At 75.0% G+C, this 16,164-nt stretch carries 15 protein-coding genes and 1 pseudogene; 7 read left to right on the forward strand and 9 right to left on the reverse strand.

From position 1 onward, the window contains the following. Positions 1–8: 8 nt before the first annotated feature. Positions 9–1,232 (reverse strand): ABC transporter substrate-binding protein, encoded by a 1,224-nt coding sequence (locus GCU56_RS00275; protein WP_163479510.1) that lies wholly within the window; start codon positions 1,230–1,232, stop codon positions 9–11. A gap of 181 nt (positions 1,233–1,413) precedes the next feature. Here GCU56_RS00275 and GCU56_RS00280 point away from each other — a divergent pair, with 181 nt between their 5' ends. Further along, entirely contained in the window at positions 1,414–2,259 is an 846-nt protein-coding gene (locus GCU56_RS00280) for a PaaX family transcriptional regulator C-terminal domain-containing protein (protein WP_163479511.1), read from the forward strand. 91 nt (positions 2,260–2,350) lie between these two features. Here GCU56_RS00280 and GCU56_RS23325 read toward each other — a convergent pair whose 3' ends face one another. From GCU56_RS23325 to GCU56_RS00305, 5 genes are all read right to left on the reverse strand, one after another. Further along, positions 2,351–2,902: a DUF6158 family protein gene (locus tag GCU56_RS23325; RefSeq protein WP_204331233.1), complete on the reverse strand. Its 552-nt coding sequence runs from the start codon at positions 2,900–2,902 to the stop codon at positions 2,351–2,353. Between the two features lie 136 nt (positions 2,903–3,038). Then, positions 3,039–3,773, reverse strand: a complete 735-nt coding sequence (locus GCU56_RS00290) for an alpha/beta fold hydrolase (RefSeq protein WP_163479512.1) — start codon at positions 3,771–3,773, stop codon at positions 3,039–3,041. Positions 3,774–3,823: 50 nt separating this feature from the next. After that, the gene (locus GCU56_RS00295; RefSeq protein ID WP_345771550.1) at positions 3,824–4,744 is read right to left on the reverse strand and encodes a DMT family transporter; all 921 of its coding nucleotides are present in this window, start codon (positions 4,742–4,744) and stop codon (positions 3,824–3,826) included. Continuing rightward, positions 4,741–7,095, reverse strand: a complete 2,355-nt coding sequence (locus GCU56_RS00300) for a bifunctional salicylyl-CoA 5-hydroxylase/oxidoreductase (RefSeq protein WP_163479513.1) — start codon at positions 7,093–7,095, stop codon at positions 4,741–4,743. Before GCU56_RS00300 ends, GCU56_RS00295 begins: the two co-directional genes overlap by 4 nt. 5 nt (positions 7,096–7,100) lie before the next feature. Further along, on the reverse strand, positions 7,101–8,693 hold the full coding sequence (locus tag GCU56_RS00305) for an AMP-binding protein (protein ID WP_163479514.1): 1,593 nt from the start codon (positions 8,691–8,693) through the stop codon (positions 7,101–7,103). A 122-nt stretch (positions 8,694–8,815) separates the two neighbouring features. On the opposite strand from GCU56_RS00305, the gene GCU56_RS00310 reads away from it, so the two are divergent. Continuing rightward, positions 8,816–9,664, forward strand: a complete 849-nt coding sequence (locus GCU56_RS00310; protein ID WP_345771551.1) for a PaaX family transcriptional regulator — start codon at positions 8,816–8,818, stop codon at positions 9,662–9,664. Positions 9,665–9,687: 23 nt separating this feature from the next. On the opposite strand, the gene GCU56_RS00315 is transcribed toward GCU56_RS00310, so the two are convergent. Beyond that, the gene (locus GCU56_RS00315; RefSeq protein ID WP_163479515.1) at positions 9,688–10,092 is read right to left on the reverse strand and encodes a RidA family protein; all 405 of its coding nucleotides are present in this window, start codon (positions 10,090–10,092) and stop codon (positions 9,688–9,690) included. Then, complete coding sequence (locus tag GCU56_RS00320) at positions 10,089–10,847, reverse strand: SDR family NAD(P)-dependent oxidoreductase (protein ID WP_163479516.1); 759 nt, start codon at positions 10,845–10,847, stop codon at positions 10,089–10,091. The genes GCU56_RS00315 and GCU56_RS00320 overlap by 4 nt, the downstream gene beginning before the upstream one ends. A gap of 95 nt (positions 10,848–10,942) precedes the next feature. Between GCU56_RS00320 and GCU56_RS00325 the strand changes: the two genes are divergently transcribed. The 3 genes from GCU56_RS00325 (at position 10,943) to GCU56_RS00335 (ending at position 13,436) form a co-directional block, all read left to right on the forward strand. Continuing rightward, the gene (locus GCU56_RS00325; RefSeq protein WP_163479517.1) at positions 10,943–11,740 is read left to right on the forward strand and encodes an enoyl-CoA hydratase-related protein; all 798 of its coding nucleotides are present in this window, start codon (positions 10,943–10,945) and stop codon (positions 11,738–11,740) included. Between the two features lie 138 nt (positions 11,741–11,878). Then, on the forward strand, positions 11,879–12,739 hold the full coding sequence (locus tag GCU56_RS00330) for an amidohydrolase family protein (protein WP_163479518.1): 861 nt from the start codon (positions 11,879–11,881) through the stop codon (positions 12,737–12,739). 97 nt (positions 12,740–12,836) lie between these two features. Then, positions 12,837–13,436: a YceI family protein gene (locus GCU56_RS00335; RefSeq protein ID WP_163479519.1), complete on the forward strand. Its 600-nt coding sequence runs from the start codon at positions 12,837–12,839 to the stop codon at positions 13,434–13,436. Positions 13,437–13,451: 15 nt separating this feature from the next. Here the strand turns inward: GCU56_RS00335 and GCU56_RS00340 are convergent, their stop codons facing one another. Further along, positions 13,452–14,324: an alpha/beta fold hydrolase gene (locus GCU56_RS00340; RefSeq protein WP_163479520.1), complete on the reverse strand. Its 873-nt coding sequence runs from the start codon at positions 14,322–14,324 to the stop codon at positions 13,452–13,454. A gap of 215 nt (positions 14,325–14,539) precedes the next feature. Between GCU56_RS00340 and GCU56_RS25820 the strand changes: the two are divergent. Together GCU56_RS25820 and GCU56_RS00355 are read left to right on the forward strand one after the other, a co-directional pair. Continuing rightward, positions 14,540–15,076, forward strand: a pseudogene (locus GCU56_RS25820) (UGSC family (seleno)protein). A 28-nt stretch (positions 15,077–15,104) separates the two neighbouring features. Then, positions 15,105–16,163: a hypothetical protein gene (locus GCU56_RS00355; protein WP_163479523.1), complete on the forward strand. Its 1,059-nt coding sequence runs from the start codon at positions 15,105–15,107 to the stop codon at positions 16,161–16,163. Position 16,164 lies beyond the last annotated feature (1 nt).

Raw genomic sequence — 16,164 nt, forward strand, 5'->3', positions numbered from 1 at the left:
CGGGCTGGTCAGGGCTGCGGGAAGACGCCGAGCTCCTCGACGACGGAGTTGACCAGCGTCCCGTCCTGATCGACCACCTCCCGCAGGTAGACGGCCTGCTCCGGGGTCTGGTCCGTGAAGCTCCAGGGGCCGCGCGGGCTGTCGTCGATCTCCCCGAGGCCGCCGAGGGCCTCGCTCAGCGCCTCACCGGTGGTCTCGCCGGACTCCTCCAGCGCGCGGGCGAGGACGTTGGCCGCGTCGTAGGCCTGCACCGCGTAGGTGGTGGGCAGCTCGTCGTAGGCCGCCTGGTAGGCCTCGACGAACTCGGTGTTGGTCTCGTTGTCGATCTCGGTCGAGTAGTGCAGCGTCGTCCGGACGCCGACCGCCGCCGGGCCCTGCGCGTCGAGCACGCTGCCCTCGGTGAGGAAGCCCGAGCCGTAGAGCGGGGTGGTGTCCTTGAGGCCGAACTCCGCGTACTGCTGGACGAAGCTCACCGCCTCGCCGCCGGCGTAGAACACGAACGTCGCGGCCGCGCCGGAGGACTGCACGCCGGAGAGGAACGGCTGGAAGTCCTGCGTCGTGCCGAACGGCGTCAGCGCCTGGCCGGCGATCGTCCCGCCGCCGGCGGTGTAGGCCTCGGTGAAGCCGGCGACCACCTCCTGGCCGGCGGCGTAGTCCGGTGCCATCACGTAGACCGGGCCGATGCCCTCGCCGGCCAGGTACTCGCCCATCGCGCCGGCGATCTGGGCGTTGGTGAAGGACGACCGCCAGACGTAGGGGCTCGCGGCGGCCTGGGTGATCGCCTCGGCGCCGGCGTTGGCCACGATCAGCGGCACCTGCGCCTCGGTGACCTGCTCGGCGACGCCCAGGGCGGTGGCCGAGTTGACGATGCCGACCATCGCGTCGACGTCGCCCTCGGTGAGCAGCCGCTGGATGGCCGGCACGCCGGTGTCGGGGCCCTCGCCCTCGTCGGCGGTCACCGTCTCGACGGTGAAGCCGCCCATCTCGCCGCCGTTCTGCTCCAGCCACAGGTCCCAGCCCTGCTGCATGTCCTCGCCGAGCGGGGTGTAGACCCCGGCCTGCGGGATGACGAGGCCGATGCGGACGGTGCCGCCGCCCTCGCCGCCCCCGCCGCCGCTCTCCTCGTCCTCGCCGAGGCTGCCGCCGCCGCAGGCGGCCACGGCCAGGGTGAGGACGCCGACGCCGAGGCCGCCGAGCAGTCGCCGACCGGACAGGTGATGCAGCACGGGCACGCTCCGAAGCTCGTGACGTGCTACACCTGCACGTCTGATGTCGCAGAACCATGTAGCGGACCGGTAGCTGTGTCAAGCGTCACAGTCGGTTCCCCGTGGAGAAGGTGACCCATCCGTGACCTCTCCCACGCGGGTGGTGGCGCGCGGAGGGAGCCGGGTCACCGGGTGTCACGATGGAGGTGTGGAGGTCGTCGAGGGACCCTTCGTGACCCGCCGGCAGGAGCTCGGCGCGGCCAGCGCGCGCAGCCTGCTGCTCACCGTGCTGGGCGAGTTCGTGCTGCCCAGCGACCGGCCGGTCTGGACCGCCAGCCTCATCGACCTGCTCGGTGAGCTCGACGTCGCCGAGAAGGCCGCCCGGCAGGCGATCATGCGCACCGCCGACAGCGGCTGGATCGAGGCCAACCGCATCGGCCGGGAGACCCGGTGGTCGCTGACCGCGGCGGGTACCCGCCTGCTGCGCGAGGGCACCGACCGCATCTACGGCTTCGCCGCCGACGACCGGGCCTGGGACGGCCGCTGGCTGGTGCTGTCCGTCGGCGTCCCGGAGAACAACCGGGCGCTCCGCCAGCAGCTGCGCACCCGCCTGGGCTGGGCCGGGCTGGGCTCCCTCGACGGCGGCACCTGGGTGACCCCCCGGGTCGACCGCGAGCAGGAGGCCCGGCGCGTGCTCGAGCAGCTGGACCTGCTCGGCGGGAGCTGGTCGTTCGTCGCCGCGGCCGGCGCCGTCGGGGAAGAGCGCTCGCTGGCCCGCAACGCGTGGGACCTCGACGCGATCGAGGCCCGCTACGAGGACTTCCTCGACCTGGTCGGCCGCCGGCGACCCCGGACCGACCGGCAGGCGCTGGTGGCCCAGGTCCGGCTGGTCCAGGAGTGGCGCCGGTTCCCGCTGCTCGACCCGGGCCTGCCGCGGGAGCTGCTGCCACCGCGGTGGAGCGGCAGCCGGGCGGCGGAGGTCTTCCGCGAGCGGCACGCCTCCTGGGCCCCGCGCGCGCAGCGGGCCTGGTCGGAGCTGTCCGTCGACCGCTGAAGGAGGACCGCCCTCCCCCCACGCCTCGCTCCGCTCGGCGCGGGACCCTGGAGGGCGGCCGTTCCGGCGCGGGACCCTGGAGGGCGGCCGTTCAGGCGGGGACCGGGTGCCGCTCGAGCCAGGCCCGGCCGGCGTCGGTGAGCACCCGCATGTCCCGCTCGGCGAGCAGCAGCGGCGGGTCCTGCCGGTACAGCCGCGCGACGAGGTGGCTGTCGGGCGCGAGCTGCCGGGCGATCTGGTGGGCCTCCAGCTTGTGCAGGCGGCCCTCGGGGGCGGCCGCGAACCGCTGCAGCAGCGCGGCCTGCACCTGCTCGGGGTCGGGCCGGTCCCGGGGGTCGGCCACCGCGGCGGGCTGCTCGTCGAGCAGCGCGGTGATCGCCCGGGAGAAGGTCTGCACCAGGTCGCGGATGCGGTCGTCGCGCGAGGGTGCCGCCGCCTCGCCGCCGGAGCCCTGCCAGGTGCGCTGCGGGTGTCGGCGCAGGTACTCCTGCTCGAGCTCGAGCATCCGCTCGGTGTGGGTGCGGAACTGCTCGGCGGTGCCGTGCAGGAAGACCCAGTGCCGCATCGCGTGGGCGTGCACGCCCTGGCGTTCCAGTTCCTCGTCGGACAGCTCGCGCGCCGGGATGCCCGGTCGGTCGGTCATGGCCGCTCCCTCCGTCGGTTCCTCGGTCGAACGCCGCAGGCGGTGACCCGCGTCTCATCGTGGGGGGCGCGGGGCCCGGCTGTCACCCCGCGCGGCGCGGCGCCGGTCGGCCCGGTCGCGGCGCCGGTCGGGCCGGTCACGGCGCCGTCGCCAGGCGCAGGATGCCCTCGGCCAGCTCCGCCGGGCGGGTGAACATCGACTCGTGGCTGCCCGGGACCTCGGTGACCTGCGCGCCGCAGCGCTGTGGGAACCGCGGTGCCCAGGCGTGCTCGCCCGGGGGCAGGGCGACGTCGTCCACGGAGAGCAGGTAGTCGATCGGGACGTCGAGGTCGCGGTAGGCGTTGCCCCCGACCGCGGGCTCGCTGAAGCACAGGAACGACTGCGGGCGCAGCACCGAGTGCACCACCGCGGCCGTCGCCGGGTCGGCGTCCTGCATGAAGCCGCCCTGGAAGACCTCGAGGGGCAGCAGCACCGTGTTGTCGTCGGAGGCGGCGGCCAGCTGCTCGAACAGCTCGGTGTAGTGCGGCGGCACCTCGTCGTTGAGGCAGCTGCCCGCCTCGGGGACGAACGCGCTCCAGAAGACGAGGCGCTTGAGCCGCCCGGCCAGCCGGGGCGCGGCGCCGGCGACGACGAACCCGCCCCAGCTGTGCCCCACCAGCGTCACGTCGGTCATCCCGGAGCGGTCCACGGCGTCGACCAGCCGGTCCACGCAGTCGCTGAGGGTCACCCCGCGCGGGTCGTCGTCGATGCCGAGGCCCGGGCTGGTGGGGGCGATCACCCGGTGCCCCTCCGCCCGCAGCCGGGCGGCCACCGGCTGCCAGGCCCACCCGCCGTGCCAGGCGCCGTGCTGCAGCACGAACTCCTCCGCCATGTCCGTTCCTCCTCGTCGAGTGCCGACCGCGCCCGGACGGGCGCGGGGGATCAGGAGCGGCTCTCCGCCGCAGCGGTCGCCGGTCGCCGGGTGGGTGCCACGACCAGCGCGACGCCCACCGTGGTGACCGCGATGCCGGCCAGCGACACCGCCGAGAGCCGCTCGCCGAACAGCAGGTAGGCCTCCACGGCGGTCGCCGGCGGCACCAGGTAGTAGAGGCTGGACACCCCGGCCGCCGTCCCCCGGCGCAGCAGCACCAGCAGCAGGAGCACCGCACCGAGCGACAGGAACACCACCAGCCAGACGAAGGCCGCGACGAACTCGCCCGTCCACCGGATGCTGGTGTCCTCGGTGCCGACGGCCAGGACCAGCAACAGGGCCGAGGCCGCGGCGTACTGGACCGCGGTGCCCCACACCAGCGGGACGTCGTCGCCGTGCCGCTTCTGGTACAGCGTGCCCGCGGTGCCGGCGGCCAGGCCGACCACGCAGGCCAGCACCCCGGACGCCGGCAGCGGGTCCTCGGTGCCGGCGGCGGCGATGCCCGGGCCCACGACCAGGGCGACGCCGGCCAGCCCCAGCAGCAGGCCGCCCCACTGCCGGGCGGTGGGCCGCTCGCCGAGCAGCCGCGTGCCCAGGACCGCGACCAGCACCGGCTGCAGGCTCACCACCACCGCCGACACCCCCGCCGGCACGCCCACCGAGATGCCGTAGAAGACCCCGCCCAGGTAGCCGGCGTGCAGGAGCACCCCGACCGCGGACGCGTGCCCGTACTGGGTGCCCGTGGCCGGCCGCGGCGAGCGCAGCGCCAGCGCCAGGACGACCAGCAGCACGGCGGCGACGGCCAGCCGGACGGCGAGGAAGGTGAACGGCTCGGCGTAGGGCAGCCCGTACTTCGCCCCGACGAAGCCGGTGCTCCACAGCAGGACGAACAGCGCCGGCCCGCCCAGGCGCACGAGGGGAGAGGAGGTCACGGCCGCCAGCGTGCGTGCCGCGTGCCGCTGCCGCCTCTCCGGACCAGGTCCAGCCGGGGCCGGGGTCCGTCGGTGCGGCCGGTCTGCGGTGGCCGGCTCCCGGCCCGGAACGGCGCGGGCCAGCTGACGCCCGGGCCCTGGTAGCCCTGCTCGGCCGCGGCGTGCAGGGTCCACTGCGGGTCGTAGAGGTGCGGGCGGCCCAGCGCGCACAGGTCGGCCCGCCCGGCGAGCAGGATCGAGTTGACGTCGTCCCAGCTGGAGATGGCGCCGACCGCGACGACCGCGATGCCGTGCGCGCGGCCGACCTCGTTGCGGATCCGGTCGGCGTAGGGCGTCTGGTAGCTGCGGCCGAACGCCGGCCGCTCGGCCTTGACCACCTGCCCTGTGGAGACGTCGATGCCGTCGACGCCGTGCTCGGCGAAGGCGCGGGCGATCGCGACGGCGTCCTCGACGTCGGTGCCGCCCTCGCACCAGTCGGTCGCCGAGATGCGGACGGTCATCGGCCGCTCCGCCGGCCACGCCGCGCGCACGGCGTCGAAGACCTCCAGCGGGTAGCGCAGCCGGGCGGCCGGCGAGCCGCCGTAGCGGTCGGTGCGGTGGTTGGCCAGCGGGGAGAGGAAGGAGGACAGCAGGTAGCCGTGCGCGCAGTGCAGCTCGAGCACGTCGAAACCGGCACGGGCCGCCGCGCGGGTGCTGGCGACGAACTGCTCGCGGATCGCCGCCAGGTCGGCCTCGGTCAGCTCCCGGGGGACGGCGTTGGCCGGTGAGTAGGGGACCGCCGAGGGGCCGACCACCGGCCAGTTGCCCGAGGGCAGCGGCTCGTCGATGCCCTCCCACATGAGCCTGGTGGAGCCCTTGCGGCCGGAGTGGCCGAGCTGCACGCCGATCCGGGCGTCGGTCGCCGAGTGCACGAAGTCGACGACGCGGGTCCACGCCGCCTCCTGCTCCGGCGTGTAGAAGCCGGTGCAGCCCGGGGTGATCCGCCCCTCGGGGGAGACGCAGACCATCTCGGTCATCACCAGCCCGGCGCCGCCGAGCGCCTTGCCGCCCAGGTGCACGAGGTGGAAGTCGGTCGGCAGCCCGTCGACGGCCGAGTACATGTCCATCGCCGAGACGATCACGCGGTTGGCCAGCTCCAGCTCGCCGAGCCGGAACGAGTGGAACATCGGGGGCCGCGGCTGCGCGGGCACCGGCTGGGTGCGGGCGAACCACGCGTCGACGCCGGCCACGAACTCCGGGTCGCGCAGCCGGAGGTTGTCCTGGGTGACCCGGCGGCTGCGGGTGATGATGTTGAAGGCGAACTGCTCGGGGTCCTGGTGCACGTACCTCCCGATGTCCTCGAACCACTCCAGGCTGGCCTGCGCGGCGCGCTGCGTGGAGAGCACCACCGGGCGGCGCTCGGCCTCGTACGCGGTGAGGGCGGCGTCGACGTCGGGCTGCTCGTGCAGGCAGGCGGCCAGGGCGAGGGCGTCCTCCATGGCGAGCTTCGTGCCCGAGCCGATGGAGAAGTGGGCGGTGTGGGCGGCGTCCCCGAGCAGGACCAGGTTGCCGTGCCGCCAGGTCTCGTTGCGCAGGGACAGGAAGGCCAGCCACCTCGAGTTGTTGGCGAACACCCGGTGGCCGCCGAGCACGTCGGCGAACAGCTCCTCGATCAGGGCGATCGACGCGGTGTCGCTCTCGCCGGGTGGCAGGTCGAGCGCGGCGACGGGGGCGAACGCGCGCTGCCAGACGTCCTCGTGCATCTCGACGATGAACGTGCTGCCGGTGCGGTCGTACGGGTAGCCGTGGATCTGCATGACGCCGTGCGGCGTCTCCGCGACGTAGAACTCGAACGCCTCGAAGACCAGGTCGGTGCCGAGCCACATGTAGCGGCAGCGGCGGGTCTCCACGGTGGGGCAGAAGACGTCGGCGTAGCGGCTGCGCACGGCCGAGCGGGCGCCGTCCGCCGCGACGACCAGGTCGCAGTCGCGGCGCAGCACCTCGGGGTCGGGGGCCTCGGTGCGGTGGTGCACCGGCACGCCGAGGTCGGCGCAGCGGCGCTGGAGGACGGCCAGCAGCTCCCGGCGGCTCATCGCGGCGAACCCGTGCCCGCCCGAGGTGGTCACCCGGCCGCGGTGGTGGACGTCGATGTCGTCCCACCGGGCGAAGTGCCGCTCCATCTCCCGGAAGACCACCGGGTCGGCGTGCTCGATGCCGCCCAGGGTCTCGTCGGAGAAGACGACGCCGAACCCGTACGTGTCGTCGGGGGCGTTGCGCTCCCAGACGGTGACCTCGTGCGTGGCGTCCAGCTGCTTGACCAGCGCCGCGAGGTAGAGCCCCCCGGGGCCACCGCCGACCACCGCGATCCGCATCCCGGTCACCGCAGCCGGTAGCGCTGGAGCTTGCCGGTGCTGGTCCGGGGCAGCTCGGTGCGGAACTCGACGGCGCGGGGGCACTTGTAGGGGGCGATCACCTGCCGGCAGAAGGCGGTCAGCTCCTCGGCGCCCACCCCGCCGTGCTCCGGGTCGAGCACGACGAACGCCTTGACGACGGTGCCCCGGTCGGGGTCGGGCGCCCCGACCACCGCGCACTCGACGACCGCGGGGTGGCCCAGCAGCGCCTGCTCGACCTCCGGGCCGGCGATGTTGTACCCGGCCGAGATGATCATGTCGTCGGTGCGGGCCCGGTGGGTGAAGTACCCGTCGGCGTCGCGGACGTAGGTGTCGCCGGTGTAGTTCCAGCCGTGTCGCACGTAGACCTCCTGCCGGTCGCCGTCGAGGTAGCGGCAGCCGGTGGGTCCGCGCACGGCGAGGTGTCCCTCCGTCCCGTCCGGGACCGGGCGGCCGTCGTCGTCGAGGACGGCGGCGGTGTAGCCGGGGACGGCGCGGCCGGTCGAGCCGGGGCGGATGTCGTCGTCCGCGGCCGCGATGAAGACGTGCAGCATCTCGGTGGAGCCGATCCCGTCGACGATCCGCACCCCGGCCGCGTCGTGCACCGCGTGCCAGACGGCGGCCGGCAGGGGCTCGCCGGCGGAGACCGCCCGGCGCAGGCCGCGCAGCCGGCCGCCCCGCCCGCCGGCGACCATCGCCTTGTACGCGGTGGGCGCGGTGGAGAGGACCGTGACGCCGTGCTCGGCGACCGCGTCGGCGAGCTCGTCGGGCGAGGCGCGCTCGAGCAGCAGCACGCTGGCGCCCGCGCGCAGCGGGAAGACGACCAGCCCACCCAGGCCGTAGGTGAAGGCGATCGGCGGGCTGCCGGCGAACACGTCGTCGGGGGTGGGGCGCAGCACCGACGCGGAGAAGGTGTCGGCGATCGCCAGCACGTCGCGGTGGAAGTGCATCGTCGCCTTGGGCCGGCCGGTCGTGCCCGACGTGAAGGCCAGCAGCGCGACGTCGTCGGCGGCGGTGGGGACGTCGGAGAAGCCCGCGGGCCGGCCGGCACACCGGGCGTCGAGGTCGTCGGAGGCGACCACCGTCAGGCCGGGGACGTCGGCACGGGCCAGTTCACCGGTCAGCCGGGCGTCGCACAGCGCGACCGTGGGCCGGCACATCTGCCCGACCGTGGCCAGCTCGCCCGCGCGCAGCATCGGCATGGTGGTGACGACGACGCCACCGGCCTTGAGCACGGCCAGCCAGCAGGCGACCAGTTCCGGGCTGTTGTAGCCGCGCAGCAGGACCCGGTTGCCGGGGACGACGCCGACGTCGTCGACGAGCACGCCGGCGATCCGGTCGGCGCGGTCGCGCAGCTGTCCGTAGCTCCACGCCGGGCCGTCCGGGGCGCGCACGCACGGCCGGTCGGCGCCGTGCGCGGCCATGGTGCCCTCGAGCAGCTCGGTGGCGCAGTTGAGCTGGTCGCCGTAGTCCAGGTCCCCGAGGTCCAGGACCGGCCACTGCTCCCTCGGCGGCAGGTGGTCGCGGCAGAACGGGTCGACGTGCGCCGAGGGGGTGAGGGTCGGGGCACCGCGGCTCATGGGACGGACCTCCCGGGGTCGCCGGGTCCCGGCCGGGACCGCAACCGGCCGCCAGTATGCCGCGCAGATGACGGGAGTCAACGGGACGGCATGCGAGCAGGTCGGCCGCTATCGTGGACGCCGTGACCGCCGTCGAGGAGGCGGCGGCGCCGGGATCCGTCGTCCTCCAGCCCCGCCAGCTCATCGTCACCCTCTACGGCCTCTACGCCCGCGAGCGCGGTGGCTGGTTGTCGGTGGCCGCCGTCGTCCGCCTCATGGCCGACCTCGGGGTGGAGGAGGCCGCGGTCCGCTCGTCGATCTCCCGGCTGAAGCGCCGCGGGCTGCTCGACGCCCGGCGGGACGGCGAGGTCGCGGGCTACGCCCTCACCGGCGGGGCGCTGGAGATGCTCGCCGAGGGGGACGCGCGGATCTTCGGCCGCCGGCGGGCCGGGGCCGACGACGGCTGGCTGCTCGTGGTGTTCTCGGTGCCGGAGTCCGAGCGGGAGCGCCGCCACCGGCTGCGCTCGGAGCTCACCCGGCTGGGCTTCGGCACGGTGGCGCCCGGGGTGTGGATCGCACCGGCGCACCTGGCCGACGAGCTCGGCGAGGTGCTGCGCCGGCGCGGGCTGGCCGGCTACGTCGAGCTGTTCTCCCGCGCTCTCGTGCCCGGCGACGACGAGGCGCGGGCCGCCGTCGCCCGCTGGTGGGACCTCGACGTGCTGCACGACCGCTACGCCGGCTTCCTCGACCGGCACGCGCCGGCCCTGCACCGCGCGTCCCCGGACCGGCCCGCCGACCCCGCGCGGGCCTTCGCCGACCACGTCCGGCTGGTGACCGACTGGCGCGCCCTGCCCTACGCCGACCCCGGGCTGCCCCTGGACCTGCTGCCCGGGGACTGGAACGGGGCGCGTGCCGCCGACCTCTTCGCCGACCTGGCCGGCCGCCTCGCCGGCCCCGCGCAGGCCCACGCCCGCCGCCTCCTCGACGCCTGACCCCCGCCCGGGAACTCCTGGGGTCAGGCGGGGAGGACGGCGATGCCCTGCACCTCGACGAGGGCGTCGTCGTCCCACAGGCGGGCCACGCCGATGCCGGCCATCGCGGGGTAGTCGGCGCCCACCAGCCGGCGCCACACCGCGCCGATGTCGCGGGCCCGGGCCCGGTAGCCCGCGAGGTCGACGGCGTAGACGGTGAGCGAGGCCAGGTGTGCGGGCTCGCCCCCGGCCGCCCGCAGCGCGGTCAGCAGGTTGCCCAGTGCCTGCTCGAACTGGGCGACGACGTCCGCGCCGACGATCCGGCCCCCGGCGTCCATGGCGGTCTGGCCGGCGAGGAACACCGTCCGGCCGGGCTGCGCCACCACCGCGTGCGCGAAGCCCGAGGGGCGGGCCAGCTCCGGCGGGTCCACCCGCTCCAGCCCGCTCATGACTGCACCGCCCCTCCGTCGACGTTGATGCCCTGCCCGGTGATCGCCGCGCTGGCCACGCAGAGCAGCACTGCGTCGGCCACCTCGTCGGGGTCCACCAGCCGGCCGATGGGCTGGCGACCGGCGAGGACGTCCCGCGCCTGCCCGGGCGTGCGTCCGGTGGCGGTGCTGATCGCGGCCACGGTGGCCGCCGTCATCGGGGTGTCGGCGTAGCCGGGGCACACGGCGTTGACGGTGACGCCGCTGCCGGCCACCTCGGCGGCCGCCGACCGGACCAGCCCGAGCAGGCCGTGCTTGCTCGCCGTGTACGCGGCGACGTAGGGGTCCCCGCGCTTGGCGGCCGTGGAGGCGACCGCGACCACCCGGCCGAAGCCCTGCCCGACCATCCCCGGCAGGGCCCGCCGCAGCAGCCGGAACGGAGCGGTCAGGTTGAGCTCGAGCATCCGCGCCCAGTCCTCGTCGGTGGTGCGGGCCAGGGGCGCCGACGTCCCGGCACCGGCGTTGAGCACCAGCACCTCGACGGCACCGCCGAACTCGGCCTCGACCCGGCCCAGCACCAGGTCGGCGGCGTCCGGATCGGTGAGGTCGGCCGCGGTGACGAGCGTCCTGCCGGGCAGATCGGCGGCCACCGCCGCCAGCTCGTCGGCGCTGCGGGCGGTGAGCGCCACGGCGTGCCCCTGGGCGGCCAGCCGCCGCGCGACCGCGGCCCCGATGCCCCGTCCCGCGCCGGTCACCAGGCAGCGGCGGGGGACCACGGCGGCAGCTTGCCAGCCGTCCGTGACGACCGTCAACATGACGACATACCGGCCCGGGCGGCGTCCGGCCGGGCGACCACGGAGGGGTGGTGGGCATGCGGCCCGAGGAGTTCACCGACATCCGCTACGTGGTGGAGGAGGACAACCACGCGGTCATCACCATCGACCGCCAGGAGCGGATGAACAGCTTCCGCGGGCGCACCGTCGACGAGCTGATCTCGGCCTTCAAGCACGCCTGGGCCGACCGCCGGGTGGCCGCCGTCGTCCTCACCGCGGCCGGCGAGCGCGCCTTCTGCACCGGCGGCGACGTCAAGGAGCGGGCGGAGACCGGCGGGTACGGCGAGACGGAGTGGGGCACCTTCGAGATCGAGCGGCTGCACCGGATCATCCGGGACGTCCCCAAGCCGGTGATCGCCGCGGTCAACGGCATCGCCATCGGCGGGGGTCACGTGCTGCACGTGCTCTGCGACCTCACCGTCGCCGCCGAGCACGCCACGTTCGCCCAGAGCGGGCCGCGGGTGGGGTCGTTCGACGCCGGGTTCGGCTCGGCCTACCTGGCTCGCGTGGTCGGCGAGAAGCGGGCCCGCCAGATCTGGTTCCTGCTGGACCGCTACGACGCCGCCACCGCGGAACGGTGGGGGCTGGTCAACGAGGTGGTGCCGGCCGACCGGCTGCTCGACACCGCCCGCGCGTGGGCCCGGAAGATCGGCTCCTACTCGCCGACTGCGCTGCGCTTCCTCAAGCACTCCTTCAACGCCGACAGCGACCACCTCGGCGGCATCTCGCACCTGGCCTTCGACGGGCTGGCGCTGTTCGCCGAGGGGGAGGAGGGCATGGAGGGCGCCCGCGCGTTCGCCGAGAAGCGGCCACCGGACTTCCGCCGGTTCCGTTGACCGCGCCGGTGCCATCGCTCCCGACGGTGATGGCCGCCCCGACGGACCGGCCGGCGCAGGGCGGCGGCTCCTCGCAGCGTGCCGCCGACCCGGTGCCCGCCCGGGTGGTCCAGCGGCCCGCGGGGCAGGATCGCTGACGTGCTGGACGGACACCTGCTGGTCGACGCGCACGTCCACGTCCCCCGGCTGGGCTCGCTCGCGCCGGCCTGGATCGAGTGGGCCCGTCAGTTCGGCCGGCCGGGCCTGCTCGAGCAGGTGTGGGACGCCGACGGGACGCCGGACCCGGCCGCGCTCGACCGGCTGTTCGCCGACGAGGGGGTCGACGTCGCCCTGCTCTTCTGCGAGTACAGCCCCAAGGCGACCGGCTACCAGCTCTTCGACGACCTGCTGCCGCTCGTCGAGCACAACCCGCGGCGGTTCCGGCCGGTCGCCAACGTCAACCCGCACCTGCACTTCCCGATCGCCCGGGAGCTGGAGCGCCAGCTGGACCTGGGTGCCGCCGCGCTGAAGATCCACCCGGTGCACGGCGGGTTCCGGCCCGACGACGCCGCGCTGTACCCCGCCTACGCGGTGCTGGTCGAGCGCGGCGTCCCGCTCGTCGTGCACTGCGGCACGAGCACCTTCCCCGGCTCGACCAACGCCTACGCCGACCCGCTGCTGCTCGACGCGGTGCTGCGTGACTTCCCCGAGCTGCAGGTCGTGCTCGCCCACGGGGGCCGGGGCTGGTGGTACGACGCCGCGGCGTTCCTGGCGCTGTCCCGGCCGACGGTCTGGATCGAGCTGTCGGGCCTGCCGCCCCAGCGGCTCCCGGAGTACTACGCCCGCTTCGACCTGGGCCGGCTGGCGCGCAGGTGGATCTACGGGACCGACTGGCCGGGGGTGCCCGGCCAGGCGGCCAACGCCCGCGCGGTCGCCTCGCTCGGCCTGCCCGACGACGTCGTCCCGCTCGTGCTCGGCGGCAACGCCCGCCGGGTCTACGCCGGACTCGACCCGGCCTGACCCCGGGCCGACCCGGGCGGGCCAGGGGACCCCGGGGTGGCGCCAGGGGCGACATCCGTCAGGATGGTCCGAGCACTGGGGGGAAGGAGGCCCGACGATGGGCAAGCACCGGGCACCTGACGCGGACCCCACCGACTTCGACGAGGCGACCAGCGCGCTCGTCGACGTCACCGGCGAGTACGCGGTCGACGCCGCGCACACCCGCATCGGCATCCGCGCCCGGCACGCGATGGTCACCACCGTGCGCGGGTCCTTCACCGACTTCGCCGGGACGGCGTACCTGGACGCCCAGCACCCGCCGTCCAGCTCCGTCACCCTGCGGATCGCGACGGCCAGCATCGACACCGGACAGGGCGACCGGGACGCGCACCTGCGGTCGGCGGACTTCCTCGACGTCGAGACCTTCCCCGAGATCGTCTTCACCTCCACCCGCGTCGAGCAGGTCGACGAGGACGTCTACACGGTGACCGGCGACCTCACGATCCGGGACACCACCCGCCCGGTCGCGGTGGACTTCACCCTCACCGGCTCGGCGAAGGACCCGTTCGGCAACACCCGGGTCGGCTTCGAGGGCGCGCTGGCGATCCGGCGCAGCGACTGGGGCCTGACCTGGAACACCCCGCTGGACACCGGTGGCGTGCTGGTCAGCGACCGCATCCAGATCGAGTTCGACGTCTCCGCCGTCCGCACCACCTGATCATCGCGGGGCAGCTCAGCGGGGCCAGACCGCCAGCAGGGTGCGCACGGCGGTGACCAGGGCCAGCGGCTGGTCGAGCATCGGGTGGTGTCCCGCCTCGGGCAGGTCGACGACGGGCAGCCCACCGGGCACCAGCGCGGCCATCTCGGCGGCCATCTCCCGGCTGACCAGGCCCTGCTCGCAGCGGAACAGCGCGGCGGGGGCGCCGAGCCGGGGGAGCAGCCGGCGCACCGGCGGACGGTCGCCGGAGAACGCCGGGTCGAACTTCCAGGTCCACCCACCCTCGACGGCCCGCAGCGAGCCCCGGGCGACGTGCTCCCGGACGGCGGGCAGGTACACCTCCTGGGGCGGCAGCGTCCGGAACCGGGCGACCGCGGCCTCGACGGTCGGGTGCACCCGGTGCACCCGCGGCTCGTCGCGCAGCTCCCGCTCCTCCGGCGGCTGGCGGTCCAGCGGCGAGTCGATGACCGCGACGCCGGCGACGTCGCCGGCGTGCTCGACGCCCAGGGTCAGCGCGACCCACCCGCCCATGCTGTGCCCGAGGACCACCGGACGGCGCAACTGCTCGGCCGCGGCCACGGCCAGCACCTCGCGCGCCCAGACCGCCGTCCCGTAGGAGGGGCGCCGCCCGCTGTCCCCGTGCCCGCTGAGGTCGAGCGCGACGACGGTGTGGGTGTCCAGCAGCGGCGCCACGTGGTCCCACCACCCGGAGTGCGCCGCGCCGCCGTGCACGAGGACCAGCCCCGGCCGGCCCGGCGGGCCCCACACCCGGTAGTGCACCGGCACGCCCCCGACGCGCACGTCGCGGTGCACCGGCGGGGTGGCCACCGCGCGGAGGAACCAGGCCGGGGGAGGGGCGCCGGCGTCGGTGGGTCCGGGGCGGGACATGCGGGCTCCTGGTGGCGACGACGGCGACGGCCGGTCGCGACGCTACGCACGACCGGCACCGCACCCCCTCGGCGGCCCCGGCCGACGCTCCGGCGTTGACCGGCGTCCCACCTGCTCGTTAGGGTCAGCGTGCGGCCAGAGAACTTGCGTTCGGATGCCGCACACCTGCGCCGGGCTCTCGCGGGGCCCGGCGCCCCGACGATCGAGGAGTCGCCATGCAGCTCGAGTCCATCCTGGACCCGACCGGCGCGACCGATGCCACGGCGGACACGTCGCTGGCCCCCCGCATCACCACGCTGCGGGGCAAGACCCTCGGGCTGCTGGACAACGGCAAGCCCAACGGCGCCGCCCTGCTCACCGAGATCGGTTCGGTGCTCCAGCAGCGGTACGGGGTCAAGGACGTGCTGATGTTCACCAAGCCCTACTTCGGCACGCCCGTGGAGCCCACGCAGACCGAGCGGATCTTCGAGGAGTGTGACTTCGCCGTAGCGGCGATCGGCGATTAGGGCTCCTGCAGCGCGGCCAGTCTGGCCGACGGCATCCTGTTGGAGCGTCAGGGCGTGCCCACCGTCTCCGTCTGCACCGACGCCTTCCGCATCACCGCGGAGGCGATGGCCCGGACCTACGGGTTCCCGGGCTTCCAGTACGCCTCCATCCCGCACCCGGTGGCGAGCCTGTCCGCCGAGGGGATCGCGCAGCGCGTCGAGGAGATGCTGCCGCGTCTCCTGGAGATCCTCGGGGTCGAGGAGTGACCGGTCGCGGGCCGAGCCGGGGAGCCCTGTGAACGACACCCAGCGGGCGATCGAGCACTGCTTCGCGCAGGGGTGGACCGACGGGCTGCCCGTCGTCCCCTGCGACGCGGCGGCGCTCGACGCCGTGCTCGCACGGGTCGCCCGCGACCCGGACGAGGTCCTGCTGGGCATGCCGCAGATCAACCGCGCGGTCACCGTGCGGCTGGCGGCGATCAACGCCGTGATGGCAGGCTGCCTGCCCGAGTACTTCCCGGTGGTCGTCGCGGCGTGGGACTCCCTGCGCGAGGAGGGCTACCCCCGCAAGGGCATCTGGCAGAGCACCACCGGCACGGCGTCGCTGCTGCTGGTCAACGGCCCGGTCCGGCGCGAGCTGGGGGTCAACAGCCAGGGCAACCTCTTCGGGCCGGGGTTCCGGGCCAACGCGACCATCGGCCGCGCGATCCGGCTGGCGGCGATCAACTCCCTCGGGCTCCGGCCGCACGAGTTGGACCAGGCCACCCAGGGCACCCCGGCGAAGTACACCGCGTGCATCGGGGAGAACGAGGAGGAGTCGCCGTGGACGCCGCTGCACGTCGACTTCGGGCTGGCTCCGGACGACAGCGCCGTCACCGCGATGACCATGCGGTCGACCGTGCACATCGAGGCCCGGCACACCGGGGTCCCGGAGCAGCTGCTGTTCGACGTCGCGGGGACGCTGGCGCGGACCGGGGCCCTGCTGCACCAGACGGTGAGCGCGTGCGTGGTGCTGTGCCCCGAGCACGCCCACCTGCTCGCCGACGCGGGGTGGAGCAAGCGCGACGTGTCGCGGCACCTCTACGAGCAGTCGTTCGTGGCCCGGGAGACCCTGGACCGGGCCGGCAAGGGCGCCGTGTCGCAGAAGAGCCACTGGCGGGTGGCCCGCGACCACCCCGACGCCGTCGTGGACGCCGGGGCCGACCCCGAGCGGGACGGCATCCACACGATGACCTCGCCGGACGCCGTCCTGGTCGTGGTCGCCGGTGCGTCCAACTCGGGCGTCTCGGCCGTCGTGGAGACCTTCGGCCCGCGCGGCGACCGGCCGGCGGTCACCCCGGTCGCGGCGGTCTGAC

It is taken from the genome of Geodermatophilus sabuli (genome assembly GCF_010686765.1).
GTDB classification, from domain to species: Bacteria; Actinomycetota; Actinomycetes; order Mycobacteriales; family Geodermatophilaceae; genus Geodermatophilus; species Geodermatophilus sabuli_A.